Below are 18,413 nucleotides of genomic sequence, written 5' to 3'. Positions count from 1 at the left end.
CACTGCAGATGGAAGAAAGTCCGTTCAAGGGCAAGACCGGCCTGCGCCGGCTGCTCAATGCCACGCGTTATTCCGCCGAAGGGCTGGGTGCAGCGTTCCGCCACGAAGACGCCTTCCGGCAGGAGGTGATCGCCGCCATCGTGCTGATTCCGCTGGCGATCTGGCTGGGCAATACCGGCGTCGAGCGCTCGCTGATGTCCTTTGCGGTGCTGCTGGTGCTGATCGTGGAACTGCTGAATTCGGCGGTCGAAGCGACGGTAGACCGCATATCGCTCGAAAACCACCGCCTCGCCAAGCGCGCCAAGGACATCGGCTCGGCGGCGGTGATGCTGGCGCTGCTGAACCTGGGTCTGGTGTGGGGGCTGATACTGGTGCAGCGGATCTGAAAACCACCCGGCGCTGCGCGACGCGAACGCCGCGACGGACGCCGGCTCAGACCAGATCCAGCCCCGACGTCACATTCAGGTTGCGGTCCTGCGCTTCCTTGCTGTTGAGCTTGATCTGCAGCCGCAGATCGTTGACCGAGTCGGCATTGCGCAGCGCGTCTTCGTAGTTGATGCGGCCGGCCTCATAGAGGTCGAACAGCGCCTGATCGAAGGTCTGCATGCCGATCTCGCGCGAGCGCTTCATCACGTCCTTGATCTCGCCCACATTGCCCTTGAAGATGTGATCGGCGATCAGCGGTGAATTGAGCATTACCTCGATCGCGGCCGCGCGCCCCTTGCCTTCCTTCATCGGCACCAGACGCTGCGAAATCATTGCGCGCAGGTTCAGCGACAGGTCCATCAGCAACTGTTCGCGCTTGTTCTCGGGGAAGAAGTTGATGATGCGGTCGATCGCCTGATTGGCGCTGTTGGCGTGCAGCGTAGCCAGACACAGGTGACCGGTTTCGGCGAACTGGATCGCGTGCTCCATCGTTTCGCGATCGCGGATTTCACCCATCAGGATGACGTCGGGCGCCTGGCGCAGCGTGTTCTTCAGCGCGATTTCCCAGTCGGCGGTATCCAGCCCGATTTCGCGTTGCGTCACCACGCAGTTCTTGTGTTCGTGCACGTACTCGATCGGGTCTTCGATCGTGATGATGTGGCCGTAGCTGTTGGTGTTGCGCCAATCGACCAGCGCGGCCAGCGAGGTGGTCTTGCCGGTGCCGGTGCCGCCGACGAAGATGGTCAGCCCGCGCTTGGCCATCGCCACGTCTTTCAGCACCGTCGGCAGGCCCAGTTCGTCCAGCGTCGGTATCTTGGCGTTGATGGTGCGCAGCACGCAGCCGATCTTGCCCTGCTGCACGAAAGCATTGACGCGGAAGCGGCCGATGCCGGCCGGCGAGATCGCGAAATTGCATTCCTTCGTGGATTCGAACTCGGCCGCCTGCCGGTCATTCATGATGGCGCGCGCCAGTTCGGCCGTGTGCTGGGGCGTCAGTGACTGGTTGGACTGCGGAATGATGCGGCCGTCGACCTTGATGGCCGGGGGAAAGCCGGCCGTCACGAACAGGTCCGACCCGCGTTTGGTCGCCATCAGGCGCAGCAGGTCGTACATGAATTTCAGTGCCTGATCTCTTTCCATCTACGCTCTCCGCTGCGATTGACGCGATTGATGCTGCCGACCTGTCCAGTGTAGCCGGCTGCGCGTCCGGTCGACGCCGGTCACCCGGCGAAGGCGTCCTTGTTCTGTGCGCGGGTGCGCGCTTCGGCATTCGAGATCACATTGCGGCGCACCAGGTCGGTCAGGTTCTGGTCCAGCGTCTGCATGCCCACGTTGTGGCCGGTCTGGATCGCCGAATACATCTGCGCGATCTTGTTTTCGCGGATCAGGTTCCGGATGGCCGGCGTGCCGACCATGATTTCGTGCGCCGCAACGCGGCTGGCACCATCCTTGGTCTTCAGCAGCGTCTGCGAAATGACGGCGCGCAGCGACTCCGACAGCATGGCCCGCACCATTTCCTTCTCTTCGGCCGGAAACACGTCAACGATACGGTCAATCGTCTTGGCGGCGCTCGAGGTATGCAGGGTGCCGAACACCAGGTGGCCGGTTTCGGCGGCGGTCAGCGCCAGCCGGATGGTTTCCAGATCGCGCATTTCGCCCACCAGGATCACGTCTGGATCCTCCCGCAGCGCCGAACGCAGCGCGTTGGCGAAACTGAGGGTATGCGGCCCGACTTCGCGCTGATTGATCAGGCAGCGCTTCGATTCATGCACGAATTCGATCGGGTCCTCCACCGTCAGGATGTGGCCGTAGTCGTTTTCGTTGACGTAATCGACCATGGCCGCCAGCGTCGTGGACTTGCCGGAACCGGTCGGCCCGGTCACCAGCACGATGCCGCGCGGCGTGTTGGCGATCTCCTTGAAAATCTTCGGCGCGTTCAGTTCTTCCAGCGTCAGCACCTTGGACGGAATGGTACGGAACACCGCGCCGGCACCGCGGTTCTGAACGAAGGCATTGACCCGGAAGCGCGCCAGATTGGGCACCGCGAACGAGAAATCGCACTCGAGGTGCTCTTCATACACCTTGCGCTGGGTGTCGTTCATGATGTCGTAGATCATGCCGTGCACATCCTTGTGCTCCATCGGCGGCAGATTGATGCGTCGCACGTCGCCATGCACGCGGATCATCGGCGGCAGGCCGGCCGACAGGTGCAGGTCGGATGCCTTGTTCTTGACGGAAAACGCGAGCAGTTCGGTGATGTCCATGCGTAACCTCGGAGCTGTTGCAACGCGCCGGGCAGCACGAACAGGTGCTTTCCGGCCAGAGATAAATCGATGAAATTCAGGGCATTATGATGAATATTTCAGACAACCTGCAAGCAGTTCGGCACCGCATTGAGGCAGCGGCTCACGCCTGCGGTCGCGATCCGGCGGGCATTTCGTTGCTGGCGGTCAGCAAGACCAAACCCGATGCGGACATCCTCGCCGCAGCGGCGGCCGGTCAGCGGGCTTTCGGCGAAAACTACGTGCAGGAAGGCTGCGACAAGGCGGAACGGCTCGCCGCCTCGGGTCATGCACTCGACTGGCACTTCATCGGGCCGATCCAGAGCAACAAGACGCGGCCGGTGGCGACCTGGTTTGACTGGGTGCACGCCATCGACCGCGAGAAGATTGCGCAGCGACTGTCCGAGCAGCGTCCGATCGACAAACCACCTCTGTGCATATGCATACAGGTGAACGTCAGCGGCGAGGCTTCGAAGAGCGGCGTGGCGCCAGACGACGTGCGTGCGCTCGCCGACACGGTCGCGCGACTGCCCCGGCTGAAACTGCGCGGCCTGATGGCCATTCCCGAACCGACCGACGATGTCGTTCTCCAGCGTCAACGTTTTGCCCATTTACGGCAGGTGCTCGAAGAACTGAATGCAGCAGGCCATGGTCTCGATACCTTGTCGATGGGCATGTCACAGGATCTGGAAGCCGCCATCGCAGAAGGCGCGACCATCGTGCGCGTCGGCAGCGCGTTGTTCGGTGCGCGCGCATGACCCGCTGGCGATGGCAGGCCGAAGTGCATGGCCAAATCATGAAGCCAGTGGGCCGATTCAAGGTAGATTAGGGATGAGTGAAGGGTGCGTTCCCTTCATTCAGGGGCGCGGGATCTGTCGACATTCATTCACGGAAGCGTCATGAGCCAGACCGATCATGCAGAACGCCGCCGGCTTGATGCACTGAAAGCCTGCGCAGTGCTCGACACCCCTCCGGATTCACAGATAGACCGCCTGACGCGGCTCGCTGCCCAGGTTTGCGGCACGCCGATCGCATTCACGAGCTTCATCGACGCATCGCGCCAGTGGTTCAAATCGACCGTCGGACTTGCCGGAATGCACGAGTTGCCGCGCGCAACCGCCTTCTGCGAGCGCACGATAGCCACCAGCAGGCCGTTCGTGGTTTCCGACATCGATCAGTCGGCCGGTTTTTCCAACCACCCGCTGGTGCTCGGCGATCCGTATGTCCGCGCCTACGCCGGTGTACCGCTGCGCACGCTCACCGGCTTTGCGGTCGGCACGCTGGCGGTGATGGACACCCGGCCGCACACTCTTTCGCCTGAAGCGCTGGAAGCGCTGGACACGCTGGCGACCCAGATCATGGCGCACATCGAGGTTCAGCAGCAGAGCAAACAGATCGAGGCACAGCGACAACGCCTCGCCGACCAGCTTCAGGCCACGCAGAGAATGGCCGGAATCGGTACCTGGGCGTTCGACGTTGCAACGCAGCAGCTGAACTGTTCGGACGAGGTGTATGCCATCCATGAAGTGCCGCGTGACACCCGGTTTACGGTCGATCAGGCGCTGGATTTCTATGCGCCGGAGTGGCGCTCGCTCATCACCGATGCCTTCGATGCCTGCCTTGCGCAGGGTCGGCCGTTCGACGAGGAACTACAGATCATCACCGCCCGCGGGCAGCGGGTGTGGGTGCGTTCCATCGGACGTGCCGGCCTTGACCGGCAGGGTCGCGTGGTTCAGGTGCACGGCGCATTCCAGGATATTTCCGCGCGCAAGCGTGCCACCGAAGAAACGCGGCGGCTGGCCAACCGGCTGTCGGCCACGCTGGAAAGCATGACGGACGGCGTGTTCGCGCTCGATGAGAACTGGCACTTCACCTACATGAACCGCGAAGCCGGGCGCCTGCTGACGCGCGACACGAACGCAGTCGTCGGCAAGCGGCTGTGGGACGAATTTCCCGGCAGCGAAATTTCGGAGATCGGCGACGCCTACCGGCGTGCCATTGCGCACAACGTAACGGTGGAGTTCGACAGCTACTACGCGCCAATGGGCATCTGGTTCGAAGTCCATGCCTATCCGTCGGACGACGGCCTGACGGTCTATTTCCGCGACATCACCCAACGCAAGCAGCTTGAGCAGGAACGCGAGCACGAACGTGAATTTCTCGATGCGCTGCTCGAAAGCCTGTCGGAAGGCATCGTGGCCTGCGACGAACATGGCACGCTGTCCGTGTTCAACCGGGTAACCCGCGATCTGCACGGCCTGCCGCACGAGGCGCTACCGCCGGACGAGTGGGGCGCGCACTACAACCTGTTCGCGGCCGATGGCGTGACACCGCTTGCCACGGCCGATATCCCGCTGTTCCGCGCACTGCGCGGCGATATCGTCAAGGATGCGGCCATGGTGATCGCACCGGTCGGTGGCCCGCCACGGTTGGTCCAGTGCAGTGGACAAGCCATCACAACGGTGTCCGGGCGACGACTCGGTGCCGTGGTGGCGATGCACGACATCACGGAACGCGACCGTTCCGAGCGACTGTTGATGCAGCGCACGCGTGCCTTGCATCTGCGCAGCCGCTGCAGCGAGGCGCTGATCCGCATCCAGAACGAACAAGACCTGCTGCACGAAATCTGCAACATCGCGGTCGACGGCGCTGGCTACCGGATGGCCTGGGTCGGCTACGCCGAGGATAGCCCGGAAAAGCCGGTCAGCGTGCAATGCCAGGCGGGCTGGACGGATGGTTACCTGAACGGCATCCATCTGTCGTGGGACGAAAACCGCATCGATGGCAAGGGGCCGGCGGGTCGAGTGATTCGTGGCGGCAAGGCCATCGTCATCAATGATCTCAGCCGTGACGAAAGCTTCCGCACGTGGGCGGCTGCAGCCGCCGCTCGAGGCTACAAGGGCGGCGTATGGCTGCCATTGAAGAACGACCGGCGGACCTTCGGCGTGCTCTCCCTCTATGCCGAAGAAGTGAGGCCGATAGCCGAAGAAGAACTGGTTCTGCTGCAGGGGCTGGCCAACGACCTCGCGTTCGGTATAGGCAATATTCGCGTGCAGAACGAGCGTCGTCGCCTGCAGTCAGCGCTGCTGAAAGTGGCTGCCGCCGTGTCCGCCAGTTCAGGCAACGAATTCTTCGAACAGCTCGTGCGCAACATGACCGAGGCGCTCGACGCCGACGCGGGTTTCATGGCAGTCCTGCAGCCCGGCGATCCACCGACAGCACGCATCATCGCCGGAGTGCGTGACGGCGAAGCCATGCCTGCGGCCGAGTACGACATCCGCCAGACGCCTTGCGAGGCCTTGCTGCACGACGAACAGTCGGTGATACACAGCGGTGTCTCGGCACTTTCAGGCATGTCCGCATCGCTGATCGACCCCCGCGTGGAAGCCTGTGTCGGGCGTCAGCTGGTCGATTGCGAGGGCAGGGTGATCGGCTGTCTGTTTGTGTTGTTCGATCACTGCCTCGACGACACCGGTTTCGTGACCTCGACGCTGCAGATCTTCTCGACTCGCGCCGCCGCGGAGCTGGACCGGCAGCATGCCGACGCGCGCATCCGCGAGCAGGCTTCTCTGCTCGACAAGGCGCAGGACGCGATCATCGTGCGCAGCATCGATCACCGGGTGCTGTACTGGAACAAGGGCGCCGAGCGCCTGTACGGCTGGCAGGCTGACGAAGCGATCGGGCAGCGGGTGAGCGATCTGTTCTATGTTGACGACTCGGCTTTCCGGATCGCCACGCAGCAGGTCATCGCCACCGGCGAATGGACGGGCGAAATCACACAGCGTCGCAAGGATGGCAGCTCGCTGACCGTGGAAGGCCACTGGACGCTGCTGACCGATGCCGACGGCAAGCCCAGATCGGTACTGGCGATCAACACCGACATCACGCACCGCCTCGCGGTGGAAGCGCAGCTCGAACAGGCGCAGCGGCTGGAAGCCGTCGGCCAGCTGACCGGTGGTGTGGCGCATGACTTCAACAATCTGCTGACCGTCATCCTCGGCAATTCCGAACTGCTGATGGAAAAACTGGGCGATAACGATCGCCTGCGCATGCTGGCGGAAATGACGCGCACCGCCGCCCAGCGCGGCGCCGACCTCACGCACCGACTGCTCGCGTTTTCGCGCAGGCAGGCGCTGGAACCCAGATCGGTGGACACCTACGCCGTGTTGCTCGGCATGCACGACATGCTGCGCCGCACACTGGGTGAAAACATCGAGATTGAATTCCGCCACGAGCCCGGACTGTGGCGCGCGCTGGTCGACCCGTCACAGCTGGAAGGCGCGGTGCTCAACCTGTGCATCAATGCGCGCGACGCCATGAAGGCCGGCGGGCGGCTCACGATGGAAACGACCAATGCCTGGCTCGATGAGGCGCACGGCACCCCCTATCCCGACCTGTCGCCGGGTCAGTACGTGCTGGTCGCCGTGTCGGACACCGGCACCGGCATAGCGCCCGAACACCTTGCCCGCGTGTTCGAGCCCTTCTTCACCACGAAGGAAATGGGCAAGGGAACCGGACTGGGGCTCAGCATGGTGTTCGGCTTCGTCAAGCAGTCACGTGGCCACGTGAAGGTCTACTCCGAGGTCGGTCAGGGCACCACCGTCAAGATGTACCTGCCGCGCGCCGACCTGTCGGACGAATGGTCGGACAGCCGGTCTCCAGGTGCCTTTGCCGACAGCGACGCCCATCGCGGCCACGAAACCGTGTTGCTGGTCGAAGACGACGAGCTGGTGCGTCAGCACGCGAGCAACCTGCTGCTCGGACTCGGCTATGCAGTGATCGAAGCGACCAACGGGCCCGATGCATTGCAGATCATTCGTGGCCCGGCGCACATCGACCTGCTGTTTACCGATGTCATCATGCCGGGCGGCATGAACGGTCCGCAACTCGTCGAAGCGGCGCACCACGTGCGACCGCAGCTCAAGGTGCTGTACACCTCGGGCTACACCGAGAACGCGATCGTGCATCAGGGGCGGCTCGACAAGGGCGTGCATCTGCTGAACAAACCCTACCGACGCGTCGAACTGGCGCAGAAGGTCAGACTGGCACTGTCCGGCTCACGATGAATATGCTTCTGTCCGAGAGCAACGCAACATGTTGAACGGCCGACTGCTGGTACTCGATGACGACCTCGCAGTCGCGCAGACGATTGCATGGATCGCCGAAGAAACCGGTCTGGAGACCCGGATCGCCTGCGAACCGGTGCAGTTCTTCCAGGAATGCGACCTGTGGCAGCCGACCCACATCGCGATTGATCTCGTGATGCCGGACATGGATGGCGTCGAGGTCATGCGCATGCTGGCCATCAAGGGCTGCCGCGCCCAGATCATCATCACCAGCGGCGTCGGCGGTCGCATTCTCGATGCCGCCAAGCGCTCAGCCACCGAACACGGCCTGAACGTGACCGGCATCGTGTCAAAACCCTTTTCGCCGGCTGCGCTGCGCACCCTGCTCGCCATCGAGCCACCGACTGCGAAGGCACCGGGCGGCACTGCCGCCGGTGACGCGGCCTTCGTGCCCGATCAAGCCGAACTGCGCCGAGCGCTCGACGCACATGAATTCGTGCTCGCCTACCAGCCCAAGATCGTCTGCGGTAGCCACCAGCTCGCCGGCTTCGAGGCGCTGGTGCGCTGGCAGCACCCGCGGGCCGGACTGATCATGCCCGACCGCTTCATCCCGCTGGCCGAAAGCACCGGCCTGATCGACCCGCTGACCGAACAGGTGTTCGAACAGGCGCTGGCCTGGTTTTCCGGCATCTGCCCGGACACCCGATTGTCGCTGTCGGTCAATCTTTCCGCACGCAGCCTGATCGACTTCCAGCTGGCGGAATTGATTTCCGGCCTGTGCGCCACGCATGGCGTTTCCCCCGGACAGCTCATTCTCGAACTGACCGAAACCAGCGCGATGGACGACCCGGTCACTTCGCTCGACCTGCTGACCCGGCTGCGCATGCGCGGCTTTCAGCTGTCGATCGATGACTTCGGAACCGGCTACTCATCGATGGTGCAGCTGGTCCGCCTGCCGTTCTCGGAAATGAAGGTCGACAGATCCTTCGTCATGAACGCCATGGCGTCGCAGGAATCGCGCACCGTCATCCGTTCCATCGTTGACCTCGGTCACAGCCTCGGCCTGCGCCTCACCGCCGAAGGCGTCGAGGATCAGGGCGCGCTCGACTACCTGACGTCGATCGGCTGCGACCTCGCACAGGGTTATTTCATCGCGCGCCCGATGAGCGGCGACGCCGCACGGCACTGGCAACCTGCGACCAGCCCGACCTGAACACCGCACGGGATAGCTGAACCGGGCCACGAAAGCGCTTTGACATATGTCGAAGACATCGACTATCGTCGCGCCCTGCAAATCGAATCGCTCACCACCCATACCAGCGCCCATGCATCGAAGCGATCATTCACCGACTCCGCCTCATGACCGCCACGTGCGCACGCTGGCGCTGATTGCCGCGATCGTCACGATCCTGGGAGTTTGGCTGACCATCGAATGGCTGGCGCACGCCGACCGGCCGGATACCACCGCCACACAGCCGGCCGGAATCACGCCGGCTGCACCGGTACCTGCCGCTTCGCCGCCACAGGCGCTTGCCCGTCCGATCCCGCAGATCGAACCGGATGTTCGCGGCAACTCGATTTACAAATGCACGGTTGCCGGCCGCACGGTGTATGCCGACGCCCCCTGCGGCGAACAGGCCCGGACCGTCGCACTTCCTCCGCCCAGTGCAGGCCTGTCGCCAGACCGCAGCTATGCCGAACAGCTGGCACGGGTGCGCGCGGAACGTGCCCGGCATGCCGCGACGCAACCCGCGCCGAGCGCAGACATCGCCCGCCGCCCATCGACCGACAACCGTTGTGCATCCATCGACGCGACGGTGAAGGCCATCGACGCTGCCACGCGACAGCCGCACGATGTGCCAGCAGCAGAGCGCTTCCGTGCCCAGCGCAGGTCCCTGATGGACGAGCGTTTTACGCTGGGCTGCAACGGCTAGAGCGTGCTCACATCCTGTCGCGGACCGCTCACACCGCACAGTGCCGGACATGACCGCACTCACTTTCCAGTCAGCCGACCGGCTAGACTGCCGCCTTTGATGCACTTCCCCAAGCTCCCGACGTGCCCGCCTCCGACTTCCTGATACATCCCACGATTTCCCCGATCGCTTTCGAACTGGGCCCGCTGGCCGTGCGCTGGTACGGGCTGATGTACCTGCTGGCCTTCGTCGGCTTCATGGTTCTCGGCCGGGTCCATGCGCGGCGGCTGGCCGCGCAGGGCGTGCCCACGCTCGACACGAAGCAGATCGACGACCTGCTGTTCTTCGGCGTGCTGGGCGTGGTGCTGGGCGGGCGGCTGGGCTATGTGCTGTTCTACAAGCCGGCGTACTACCTTGAGAACTGGCAGGAAATTCCAGCCATCTGGTCCGGCGGCATGAGTTTTCACGGCGGTTTTCTCGGCGTGCTGATTGCGGCGGCGCTGTTTGCACGCCGCATGGACTGGCGTTTCTTCCAGCTGACCGATTTCATCGCACCTCTGGTGCCGCTCGGGCTGGCGGCCGGGCGCATGGGCAATTTCATCAACGCGGAGCTGGTCGGCCGCGTGACGGATGTGCCCTGGGCCATGATCTTCCCGACCGTGGATGCGCTGCCGCGCCACCCGTCCCAGCTGTACCAGTTCGCCGGCGAGGGGCTGGCGCTGTTCGCGCTGCTGTGGTGGTTCGCACGCAAACCGCGACCGATGGCGGCGGTCAGTGCCTTGTTCCTGATCGGCTACGGCGGGTTCCGCTTTCTGGCGGAATTCGGCCGCGAGCCAGACGACTTTCTAGGCCTGCTGGCCGGCGGGCTGTCGATGGGCCAGTGGCTCAGCCTGCCGATGGTCGCGGCAGGCATCGTGATGATGATCGTGGCGTATCGCCGCACTGAAGGAGTGAATCCATGAACCGACCTTTCCGCATCCTCGGCCTGCAACAGATCGCCATCGGCGGTCCGGACCGCATGAAACTGCGGCATCTGTGGGTCGATGTGTTCGGCCTCGGTCTGGAAGGCGACTTCACGTCGGAACGCGAAAACGTCGTCGAGGACATCGCCGTGCTGGGCGCCGGGCCGACCCGGGTCGAGGTCGATCTGATGCAGCCGCTCGACCCGTCGAAGAAGCCGCGCGTCGACGAGCCGGCGCTGAACCACATCGGGCTGTGGGTGGACGATCTGCCGAAGGCCGTCGAGTGGATGACGGCGCAGGGCATGCGTTTCACGCCGGGCGGCATCCGCCGCGGCGCCGCCGGCTTCGACATCGTATTCATCCATCCAAAGGGCAACGAACAATTCCCGCTGTGCGGCGAAGGCGTGCTGATCGAACTGGTACAGGCGCCGCCCGAGGTGATCGCCGCGCTCGGTTGAGATCACGTCAATGTGAGGGAGGGAGGCTTGCCGCTTCAGCAAGCCTGCGGCACCATGAGCCTGCAGCGGCGCGACGCGTGCCGCCCGGATCACCGCTTCACAGGGTGACCTTCATAACGACGGAGACTGAAGACCATGAAAAAACTGCTCTGCCTGCTGTTCAGCGTTCTTGCGCTTGCCGCCTGTTCGCCGATGAAACCCACGCCGGCCGGGCAGTGGGACTATCAGGTCCTCGAAACACCGGAAGGCGACGTCACCGGCACGCTGACGATCACCGGTCCGAACGCCGATCCCAAATCCTTTTCGGTGCTGATGAAGGCCAATGGCAGCGAGCTGGCCATGGACCGCTTCACCTTCGACAGCGAAACCAGCAAGATTGATGGCGAGTTCATCTATTCGGGCATGAAGGTGAAGGTCGACGCCAAGCAGCACGAAAGCGGCGACGAAATCACCGGCGCGATGTGGGTGTCCGGCCTCGACTTCCCGTTCAAGGCCACGCGCAAGAAGTAGCCTTCAGGCGGGGCCAACCCCCGCCCCGAGCAGCTGCGGTCTCAACGCTGGTTCGCTGGCTCGGCGCACTTTTGTTGCGCCGGCTCTCCGTCGCAGAGCGGTCGCGAAGTTTCGGCGTCCGCGGCGCTCGCCGCCTGCGCAGGTGATGAACCGGGCGTGGTTTGCCATCCGGCGGCCAGATCGGCCAGCCGCACGCTGATCGCCTCCCCCACGGCAATCTGCGGTTCCGATGGCTCAAGGCCCTCGGCTGCTTCGCGCCTGGCCACTGCGGTGCGCGCGCGTTCGAAGGCATCGGTGAACGACGTGGTTTCGCGCAGCGCCTCGTCGAAGAAGGCGCGTCCGAAAAAGGTCCAGTCGGCCTCGTGCGAACAACCGTGCGAGCTGCGGTCGGCGCGCGCCGCGGCCATCACCAGTGTGTCGGGACCGGCCAGCGGCAGCACGAAGCCGCCCGAATAGCAGGCCGACACCAGGATGACGCGATTGCGGATGCCCGCCGCATCGAGCAGTCCGGCCAGCCGCTGCGGCGTCAGCTGTTCCAGCTCCCATGGCCACAGGCTGAGGTCGAACAGGTGATCTTCGGCACCATGAGACGTCAGAAAGACGAACAGCACGTCTTCATCGTCGTCCATGCGCTGCGCGATGATCTGCAGGCTGCGTTCCAGCGCGCTGACCGTGGCGAGCGGGCGGGTCAGCACGGTACCCGGGTTATTGGCCAGCACGACACTGCGCCCGCCGGTGCCGAAGCGTTCCGCAAACAGGCGTTCGACCTTTTCCACCTCGCGCAGGAACACGTCCTGCGCGCCGTGGCCGGCGACCGCCAGCAGGAACAGGTCGGTTTTGCCCGGCTGGCCGGGTTCCAGCCGCGCCAGCGCCTCGGTCAGCAACGAGGGCTGACGGTAGATCACGGTTTCGCTGCGCGCCTGCTGCCAGCGTGCGGCTTCCGCCGGATCCTGCCGGGGTTCGGCAGCCAGCCAGAGCGGCGCCTGCGGGCCGACTGCAATCTGCGGCAGTACCAGCACCAGCAGCACCGTGCAGAGCACGCCGGCGCGCCGGAGTCCGGTTGCGCCCTGCAGCCGGCACAGGACGACGGTCGACGCCACGATGCCCCAGGCCAGCGGCGCCCACCACACCCACTGCGCGTTGCTGCCCAGGCTGTCCCAGATGTCGCCCGGCAGCAGGGCGACCAGATTCCATAACACATCGATCCATATCCACAGCGCAGCCAGCACCACCACGGCCTGCATCAGCGCGTCGCTCCGGTGCTGTCGGCGGGTCACCAGCCAGGCACACAGCAGCAGCCAGGGCAGGTGAAACAGCTGACCGGGCAGCGCACCCGGGTCGATCCGCCCGTCGCTGCCGGTGCGGGCGGCTTCGAAACCGACACTGGCAAGCAGACCGGCAATCTCGAGCGCGACCCACGCCAGTACGCCTGCGCGCGCGGCGCCCGGGGCGCGAACCCACAGCAGCAGACCGCCCAGCCCGGCGGCGAGGTTGCGGATGAGGTTGCGGATGAGGTCGCCGAGGACGTTGCCGGCAGGCCCCGGCGAAGCCATGGGTGTCGAGGTGCGGGACATGTCGTGATTTTCGTGATTCATGCTCAAGGTGCGCTCGGTGATGCCGTAAATGCGGACGTGCCGGGAACGTATTGCGGTTTCTGCCACTCTGTAGCCGGCGTCGCATCGTTGGCGCGGGCAAATGCCCGGGCCGATGTACAGTGCGACGTTATAATCGAAAGCTTCCGAGGAGCGCTGCGAGGTGCCGCAAGGCCCCCAGGCTCGGACCCCGCCAGACCGTCGCCGGTCGCGGGCACATTTGTAACGGCGCTCACCTGAACCCGCAGTGCCGGAATTGTCCGGTGGCGGATGGCAGGTGAGCACACCTGCCCTTGCAAAGGAGCCCGTAGATGAATGCCCCCACTGATCTGAAGGATTTCGTGATTGCCGACCCGTCGCTGGCCGACTGGGGACGCAAGGAAATCGCCATCGCCGAGACCGAAATGCCCGGTCTGATGGCGATTCGCGAAGAGTACGCGACACAGCAGCCGCTGCGCGGCGCGCGTATCACCGGCAGCCTGCACATGACGATCCAGACCGCCGTGCTGATCCAGACGCTCGAAGCGCTGGGCGCCGAAGTGCGCTGGGCCTCGTGCAACATCTACTCGACGCAAGACCATGCCGCTGCAGCGATCGCCGCTGCCGGCACGCCGGTGTTCGCAGTCAAGGGTGAGTCGCTGGTCGAGTACTGGGATTACACCCATCGCATCTTCGAATGGCCGGACGGCGGTTTCAGCAACATGATCCTCGACGACGGCGGCGATGCCACGCTGCTGCTGCATCTGGGCACCAAGGCCGAAACTGACCCGACCGCGCTGCACCACCCGGCGAGCGAAGAAGAAATCTGCCTGTTCAATTCCATCACCGAAACGCTCAAGCGTGACCCGAACTGGTATTCGAAGCGCCTGAAGCACATCAAGGGCGTGACCGAAGAAACCACGACCGGTGTGCACCGCCTGTACCAGATGCACAAGGAAGGCCGCCTGGCATTCCCGGCCATCAACGTCAATGACTCGGTCACCAAGTCGAAGTTCGACAATCTGTATGGCTGCCGCGAGTCGCTGGTCGACGGCATCAAGCGCGCCACCGACGTGATGATCGCCGGCAAGGTCGCCGTCGTCGCCGGCTACGGCGATGTGGGCAAGGGCTCGGCGCAGGCGCTGCGCGCGCTGTCGGCCCAGGTGTGGGTCACCGAAATCGACCCGATCTGCGCACTGCAGGCCGCGATGGAAGGCTACCGCGTCGTCACGATGGATTACGCGGTCGAACACGCCGACATTTTCGTGACCGCCACCGGCAACTTCCACGTCATCACGCATGAACACATGCTGAAGATGAAAGATCAGGCCATCGTCTGCAACATCGGCCACTTCGACAACGAAATCGACGTCGCCGCGCTCGAAAAGTACGAGTGGGACGAAATCAAGCCGCAGGTCGATCACGTCATCTTCCCGTCGGGCCGTCGCATCATCCTGCTGGCCAAGGGTCGTCTGGTGAACCTGGGTTGCGGTACCGGCCATCCGTCGTACGTGATGTCCAGTTCGTTCGCCAACCAGACCATCGCCCAGATCGAACTGTTCACCGAAACAGAGAAGTATCCGGTCGGCGTCTACGTGCTGCCCAAGCACCTCGACGAAAAGGTCGCGCGCCTGCAGCTGAAGAAGCTGAATGCGCAATTGACCGAACTGAGCGACACGCAGGCGCGCTACATCGGCGTGCATCGCGAAGGTCCGTACAAGCCGGATCACTACCGCTACTGATCGACGGCATGTCGGGGCGTTCCGCCTCGATTGACCCGGTTGCGAATCGCCTCCAGAATGGATCCATCCGATCCGTTCCGGAGGCGTTTTTCATGCAGGTCAATCTGTCGATCAAGGGCGTGCCGGAGGCGCTGGCGCAAAAGCTGCGCGAGCGCGCCGCGCGCAATCACCGCTCGCTGCAGGGCGAGCTGATGGTCATCATTGAAGAAGCCGCGAACGCCGGGCCCGCTGGCACGGCCCCCACCGTCGCGACACGCGGTACGCGGCGCATTGAGGACATTGCGGCCGAACTGCGGCAACGCTATCCGGTGACCCATGCCGACTTACCGCGCGGCACCGATCTCATTCGCGAAGACCGCGACAGCCGCTGATGGTCGTGCCGCGCATGCTGCACGTCGCCGAGCCGCCGGCCGAGTTTCGCGTGCAGTCCCCGCTGGTGGTGGATTGCAGCCTGCTTGCCGCCGTTCTATTTCAGGAACCGGAACGCGACAAGGCCGAAGCGCGCATGTCCGAACATGCGCTCTTCGCACCCGTGCTGCTGGATTTCGAAATCGTGAATGTTGCGCTGAAGAAGATCAGGTGCGGCCAAAGTGAAGAATCGATCATTGCGGCACTCGGCCTCTTTGCGGACAGTGACATCGTCCGGCTTGAAATCGATGCGTCCGCCCTGCTGCCTCTGGCGCAACGCTACCGTCTGACCGCCTACGATGCCGCCTATCTCTGGCTCGCGGCCGAACTGAAGGCGCCGCTCGCCACCTTCGACGCAAAGCTGGGCGAGGCGGCACGCGTCCACCTCGCGTCTCTGTGACCCGCGAGTGCGGGTCCTCATCAATCGAGTCATACGCCCCGCCGGCTTGCGCCACCTGCGTCCCGGCAAACACGGCTGAACCGCGCTCACCGGGTTTCCGCGGCGCCAGGCGCGGCCCTGTTGGGCATCGCTGCGCTCACCCCAACCTACGACAGCGGATCGCCACGATGGTCACGGCGACAGGCGCTGCGCCGGGCGTCGCGGCTCACGCCGACCGCAATCAGCGCGACTGCTTGATCAGACGCGAATTCGCCGCCTGCACCGGCCGCGCGTTGTTCCTGTACAGATGACCGAACACACCGATCTGCTCGGCCGACACGAGGTGCGGCTGCTTGAGCACGATCCAGGTCACACCTTCCGAACACGGCGGTGTCGTCAGCGAACCCATGTAGGTGAAGTACTCGCGCTTTTCCGGCAGCAGTTTCGCGAGGTCGATGCTCACGTCCGGCGTCGATTCCACGTTTTTCTGCAGCGGCAGATAAGCCCAGAGCGTATTGAAGATCGAGCTTTCGTCACCGCGGTCGAGCAGCACCGCGACCACCGCCAGCTTGTTGTCCACATCACGATGCACGAGGTGGGCCACCATTTCATAGCTCTTGCCGTTGATGCGTTCCTCGGCCGGCTTGTGGAAGTGGAACTGCACCAGGTCATAGCGCTTGCCCGACAAGGTAAAGCTGCTGCCGTCGCCGACATTGACCTGCACCGTATGGCCGTTGTCGATGATGGTGAAGTAACTCGTCCTGTAGTCGAAGCTGATCGGCGGCAGGTCGACCTTGATGCCGTCGCGGATGTCGATCGGCGATTGCGTGCGGCCTTCGCTGCACTGCGCCCATTCCGGCTTGAGCTTGCCCCAGTTCTGCGGTCCGAACTCGCCTTCGTAAGCCCAGTGAATGTCGCCGTGCGCAGCAGGATGCGGGGATTCTTCCGCCGCTGCCTTGGGTTTCGGCTTGGGCCCCGCATGTACGTCCGGCGCCAGGGCGGCCATCTGCATCGGCCTGGGTTTTGGCCGGTATGGCGGCGGCAAGGGAATCTCACTGCGCGTGACAGGCGGAGCGGGCTTCGCGACCGGGGCAGCCACCTTTTCAGCGACCGGTTCGACCGACCGGGCTGGCGCCGGCTTGTCCGCCGCCGCAAGTTTTTCCTTCAGACCGGCCGGGGTAGTCACCTTCTCTGCGCTGTCCGGCTTCGGAGCAGCAGCTTTCGGTGCCGCAGCCATTTCGCTGCGCGCCTGCGCCGCAGCTTCCCGCAGATCGGGCTTGATGCTGACCATTTCGGTACGCTGGATGCCGCCCTGCCCCTCGGCCGCGTTCGCCGCCGTCTGTGCGGCGCGACCCGCCTGCTCGGCAACCTGCCGCAATTCCTCGGCACCCGGCGGCTGACACACTTCGCGGAACAGCTTTTCGTCCAGCGTGCCGGGCAGCAACGCGATGTCGCTGTCCGAGCCGGCACGTTCCTCGCGCAGTATCTTGTGGTTGGCATCCAGGTAGACGCGCTTGATCGTGGCAAAGCGCAGGCTCTGGCAGTCGTAGCGGTTCAGCGCCTGCACCATCGCGTAGCCGGTTTTCCGGGCGTCGGCGTCGCTCAGCACCAGCCGTCCCCAGGCCACCTTCTTGCCGCTTTCTGCACGCAACACGCTGTCACGGTCGATTTCGATGGTTTTGCCGCGGTCGGTCGACACGACGTGCCAGTCGGCCGCGTGGGCAACGCCCAGCGCGCTGCACAGCGCGGCGGCGATCAGGGAGGAAGTCAGAGCGGGGGTCTTTTGCATGGCAGGTCTCGTGTCAGCCCTGTCCCGTTCGGGACGATGAGGGGTTTACGGCACGCGAGACCGGCCGCTTGAACCGCGCCGCTTGCGCTGGCGCCGCTTGCGCTGGCGCCGCCGGCAGGGTACTTTCAGCCTGCACACGTTAGGGGTGCCGCCCGGCGCAGGCTGGCGGCTGAGACACACCCTCAACACCTGATCCGGATCATGCCGGCGTAGGGAAACGGGCAGCTCCACCTCCGGGCGCTGGCGTTCCCGTCGCCCCAAAGGAGCTTCCATGAACGCCAAAGACCCGCTGTCCCCCGACTCCCGCGAATCCCGCGACACCTTCCTCGCCGCGCAGGCGCACGTCGACTCGGCGGCCGTCGCGCCGCTGCCCAATTCGCGCAAGGTCTATATCGAAGGCTCGCGCCCGGACATCCGTGTGCCCATGCGCGAGGTGTCCCAGTCCGACACCCCCGCCTCCTTCGGCGCCGAGAAGAACCCGCCGGTCTATGTCTATGACTGCTCCGGCCCCTACTCCGACCCGGCCGCCGCCATCGACATCCGCTCCGGCCTGCCCGGCGTGCGCTCGGGCTGGATTGCCGAGCGCGGCGACACCGAGCAGCTGTCCGGTCTTTCGTCCGCCTTCGGCACCGAACGCGCCCGCGATGCGGCCACCGCCCATCTGCGCTTCCCCGGCCTGCACCGCGCACCGCGCCGTGCGCTGCCCGGGCGTAACGTCTCTCAAATGCACTACGCCCGTCAGGGCCTCATCACGCCCGAGATGGAGTACATCGCCATCCGCGAGAACCTGCAGCGGCGCGAATACATCGAGTCACTCAAAGCGTCGGGCCCGACCGGTGCCAAGATGGCCGCCCTGCTCGGTCGCCAGCACCCGGGCCAGAGCTTCGGCGCATCCATCCCCGCCGAA

At 64.4% G+C, this 18,413-nt stretch carries 15 protein-coding genes, 1 pseudogene and 2 riboswitches; of the genes and pseudogenes, 12 read left to right on the top strand and 4 right to left on the bottom strand.

Features of this window, described 5'->3' with window-relative positions:
• The first annotated feature begins 8 nt into the window (after positions 1-8).
• Positions 9-386, top strand: coding sequence for a diacylglycerol kinase (locus Q8Q80_RS17525; protein WP_305634152.1), 378 nt, complete (start codon positions 9-11; stop codon positions 384-386).
• A 46-nt stretch (positions 387-432) separates the two neighbouring features.
• Here Q8Q80_RS17525 and Q8Q80_RS17520 read toward each other — a convergent pair whose 3' ends face one another.
• Positions 433-1,566 (bottom strand): PilT/PilU family type 4a pilus ATPase, encoded by a 1,134-nt coding sequence (locus tag Q8Q80_RS17520; RefSeq protein ID WP_069039184.1) that lies wholly within the window; start codon positions 1,564-1,566, stop codon positions 433-435.
• 80 nt (positions 1,567-1,646) lie between these two features.
• A complete protein-coding gene (locus tag Q8Q80_RS17515) occupies positions 1,647-2,690 on the bottom strand; it encodes a type IV pilus twitching motility protein PilT (RefSeq protein WP_069039183.1) in 1,044 nt (347 codons plus the stop codon).
• Between the two features lie 86 nt (positions 2,691-2,776).
• Between Q8Q80_RS17515 and Q8Q80_RS17510 the strand changes: the two genes are divergently transcribed.
• The 7 genes from Q8Q80_RS17510 (at position 2,777) to Q8Q80_RS17480 (ending at position 11,617) form a co-directional block, all read left to right on the top strand.
• Positions 2,777-3,466: a YggS family pyridoxal phosphate-dependent enzyme gene (locus Q8Q80_RS17510; protein ID WP_305634151.1), complete on the top strand. Its 690-nt coding sequence runs from the start codon at positions 2,777-2,779 to the stop codon at positions 3,464-3,466.
• A gap of 141 nt (positions 3,467-3,607) precedes the next feature.
• Positions 3,608-7,774: a PAS domain S-box protein gene (locus Q8Q80_RS17505; protein WP_305634150.1), complete on the top strand. Its 4,167-nt coding sequence runs from the start codon at positions 3,608-3,610 to the stop codon at positions 7,772-7,774.
• Between the two features lie 28 nt (positions 7,775-7,802).
• Positions 7,803-8,987, top strand: a complete 1,185-nt coding sequence (locus tag Q8Q80_RS17500) for an EAL domain-containing protein (RefSeq protein ID WP_305634149.1) — start codon at positions 7,803-7,805, stop codon at positions 8,985-8,987.
• Positions 8,988-9,099: 112 nt separating this feature from the next.
• Positions 9,100-9,708, top strand: coding sequence for a hypothetical protein (locus tag Q8Q80_RS17495; RefSeq protein ID WP_305634148.1), 609 nt, complete (start codon positions 9,100-9,102; stop codon positions 9,706-9,708).
• Positions 9,709-9,830: 122 nt separating this feature from the next.
• On the top strand, positions 9,831-10,649 hold the full coding sequence (gene lgt, locus Q8Q80_RS17490; RefSeq protein ID WP_305634147.1) for a prolipoprotein diacylglyceryl transferase: 819 nt from the start codon (positions 9,831-9,833) through the stop codon (positions 10,647-10,649).
• Positions 10,646-11,107: a VOC family protein gene (locus tag Q8Q80_RS17485; RefSeq protein WP_305634146.1), complete on the top strand. Its 462-nt coding sequence runs from the start codon at positions 10,646-10,648 to the stop codon at positions 11,105-11,107. The genes lgt and Q8Q80_RS17485 overlap by 4 nt, the downstream gene beginning before the upstream one ends.
• A 135-nt stretch (positions 11,108-11,242) precedes the next feature.
• Positions 11,243-11,617, top strand: coding sequence for a hypothetical protein (locus Q8Q80_RS17480; protein WP_305634145.1), 375 nt, complete (start codon positions 11,243-11,245; stop codon positions 11,615-11,617).
• Between the two features lie 41 nt (positions 11,618-11,658).
• On the opposite strand, the gene Q8Q80_RS17475 is transcribed toward Q8Q80_RS17480, so the two are convergent.
• The gene (locus Q8Q80_RS17475; RefSeq protein WP_305634144.1) at positions 11,659-13,191 is read right to left on the bottom strand and encodes a C13 family peptidase; all 1,533 of its coding nucleotides are present in this window, start codon (positions 13,189-13,191) and stop codon (positions 11,659-11,661) included.
• A gap of 160 nt (positions 13,192-13,351) precedes the next feature.
• Positions 13,352-13,450: riboswitch (S-adenosyl-L-homocysteine riboswitch) on the top strand.
• 70 nt (positions 13,451-13,520) lie between these two features.
• On the opposite strand from Q8Q80_RS17475, the gene ahcY reads away from it, so the two are divergent.
• From ahcY to Q8Q80_RS17460, 3 genes are all read left to right on the top strand, one after another.
• Positions 13,521-14,930 carry an adenosylhomocysteinase gene (gene ahcY / locus Q8Q80_RS17470; protein ID WP_305634143.1) on the top strand — a complete coding sequence of 470 codons (1,410 nt, stop codon included), beginning with the start codon at positions 13,521-13,523 and terminating at the stop codon, positions 14,928-14,930.
• Between the two features lie 92 nt (positions 14,931-15,022).
• Positions 15,023-15,301 carry an Arc family DNA-binding protein gene (locus tag Q8Q80_RS17465; RefSeq protein WP_305634142.1) on the top strand — a complete coding sequence of 93 codons (279 nt, stop codon included), beginning with the start codon at positions 15,023-15,025 and terminating at the stop codon, positions 15,299-15,301.
• Positions 15,301-15,738: a type II toxin-antitoxin system VapC family toxin gene (locus Q8Q80_RS17460; RefSeq protein WP_305634141.1), complete on the top strand. Its 438-nt coding sequence runs from the start codon at positions 15,301-15,303 to the stop codon at positions 15,736-15,738. The genes Q8Q80_RS17465 and Q8Q80_RS17460 overlap by 1 nt, the downstream gene beginning before the upstream one ends.
• A 220-nt stretch (positions 15,739-15,958) precedes the next feature.
• Here the strand turns inward: Q8Q80_RS17460 and Q8Q80_RS17455 are convergent, their stop codons facing one another.
• Positions 15,959-17,506 carry a carbonic anhydrase gene (locus Q8Q80_RS17455; RefSeq protein WP_305634140.1) on the bottom strand — a complete coding sequence of 516 codons (1,548 nt, stop codon included), beginning with the start codon at positions 17,504-17,506 and terminating at the stop codon, positions 15,959-15,961.
• Between the two features lie 131 nt (positions 17,507-17,637).
• Positions 17,638-17,739: riboswitch (TPP riboswitch) on the top strand.
• Between the two features lie 38 nt (positions 17,740-17,777).
• Here Q8Q80_RS17455 and Q8Q80_RS17450 point away from each other — a divergent pair.
• Positions 17,778-18,413: pseudogene (locus Q8Q80_RS17450) on the top strand (phosphomethylpyrimidine synthase ThiC); the annotation flags it as partial.

It is taken from the genome of Methyloversatilis sp., assembly GCF_030698125.1.
Lineage (GTDB): Bacteria > Pseudomonadota > Gammaproteobacteria > Burkholderiales > Rhodocyclaceae > Methyloversatilis.
This window is presented reverse-complemented; position numbering and strand designations above follow the sequence as displayed.

What these genes read in the sequence shown, in the direction of transcription:
- Q8Q80_RS17505 (WP_305634150.1), top strand. Translation starts at nt 3,608, where the DNA reads ATGAGCCAGACCGATCATGCAGAACGCCGCCGGCTTGATGCACTGAAA.
- Q8Q80_RS17510 (WP_305634151.1), top strand. Translation starts at nt 2,777, where the DNA reads ATGATGAATATTTCAGACAACCTGCAAGCAGTTCGGCACCGCATTGAG.
- Q8Q80_RS17475 (WP_305634144.1), bottom strand. Translation starts at nt 13,191, where the DNA reads ATGTCCCGCACCTCGACACCCATGGCTTCGCCGGGGCCTGCCGGCAAC.
- Q8Q80_RS17460 (WP_305634141.1), top strand. Translation starts at nt 15,301, where the DNA reads ATGGTCGTGCCGCGCATGCTGCACGTCGCCGAGCCGCCGGCCGAGTTT.
- ahcY (WP_305634143.1), top strand. Translation starts at nt 13,521, where the DNA reads ATGAATGCCCCCACTGATCTGAAGGATTTCGTGATTGCCGACCCGTCG.
- Q8Q80_RS17500 (WP_305634149.1), top strand. Translation starts at nt 7,803, where the DNA reads ATGTTGAACGGCCGACTGCTGGTACTCGATGACGACCTCGCAGTCGCG.
- Q8Q80_RS17495 (WP_305634148.1), top strand. Translation starts at nt 9,100, where the DNA reads ATGCATCGAAGCGATCATTCACCGACTCCGCCTCATGACCGCCACGTG.
- Q8Q80_RS17480 (WP_305634145.1), top strand. Translation starts at nt 11,243, where the DNA reads ATGAAAAAACTGCTCTGCCTGCTGTTCAGCGTTCTTGCGCTTGCCGCC.
- Q8Q80_RS17520 (WP_069039184.1), bottom strand. Translation starts at nt 1,566, where the DNA reads ATGGAAAGAGATCAGGCACTGAAATTCATGTACGACCTGCTGCGCCTG.
- Q8Q80_RS17515 (WP_069039183.1), bottom strand. Translation starts at nt 2,690, where the DNA reads ATGGACATCACCGAACTGCTCGCGTTTTCCGTCAAGAACAAGGCATCC.
- Q8Q80_RS17485 (WP_305634146.1), top strand. Translation starts at nt 10,646, where the DNA reads ATGAACCGACCTTTCCGCATCCTCGGCCTGCAACAGATCGCCATCGGC.
- Q8Q80_RS17455 (WP_305634140.1), bottom strand. Translation starts at nt 17,506, where the DNA reads ATGCAAAAGACCCCCGCTCTGACTTCCTCCCTGATCGCCGCCGCGCTG.
- Q8Q80_RS17465 (WP_305634142.1), top strand. Translation starts at nt 15,023, where the DNA reads ATGCAGGTCAATCTGTCGATCAAGGGCGTGCCGGAGGCGCTGGCGCAA.
- Q8Q80_RS17525 (WP_305634152.1), top strand. Translation starts at nt 9, where the DNA reads ATGGAAGAAAGTCCGTTCAAGGGCAAGACCGGCCTGCGCCGGCTGCTC.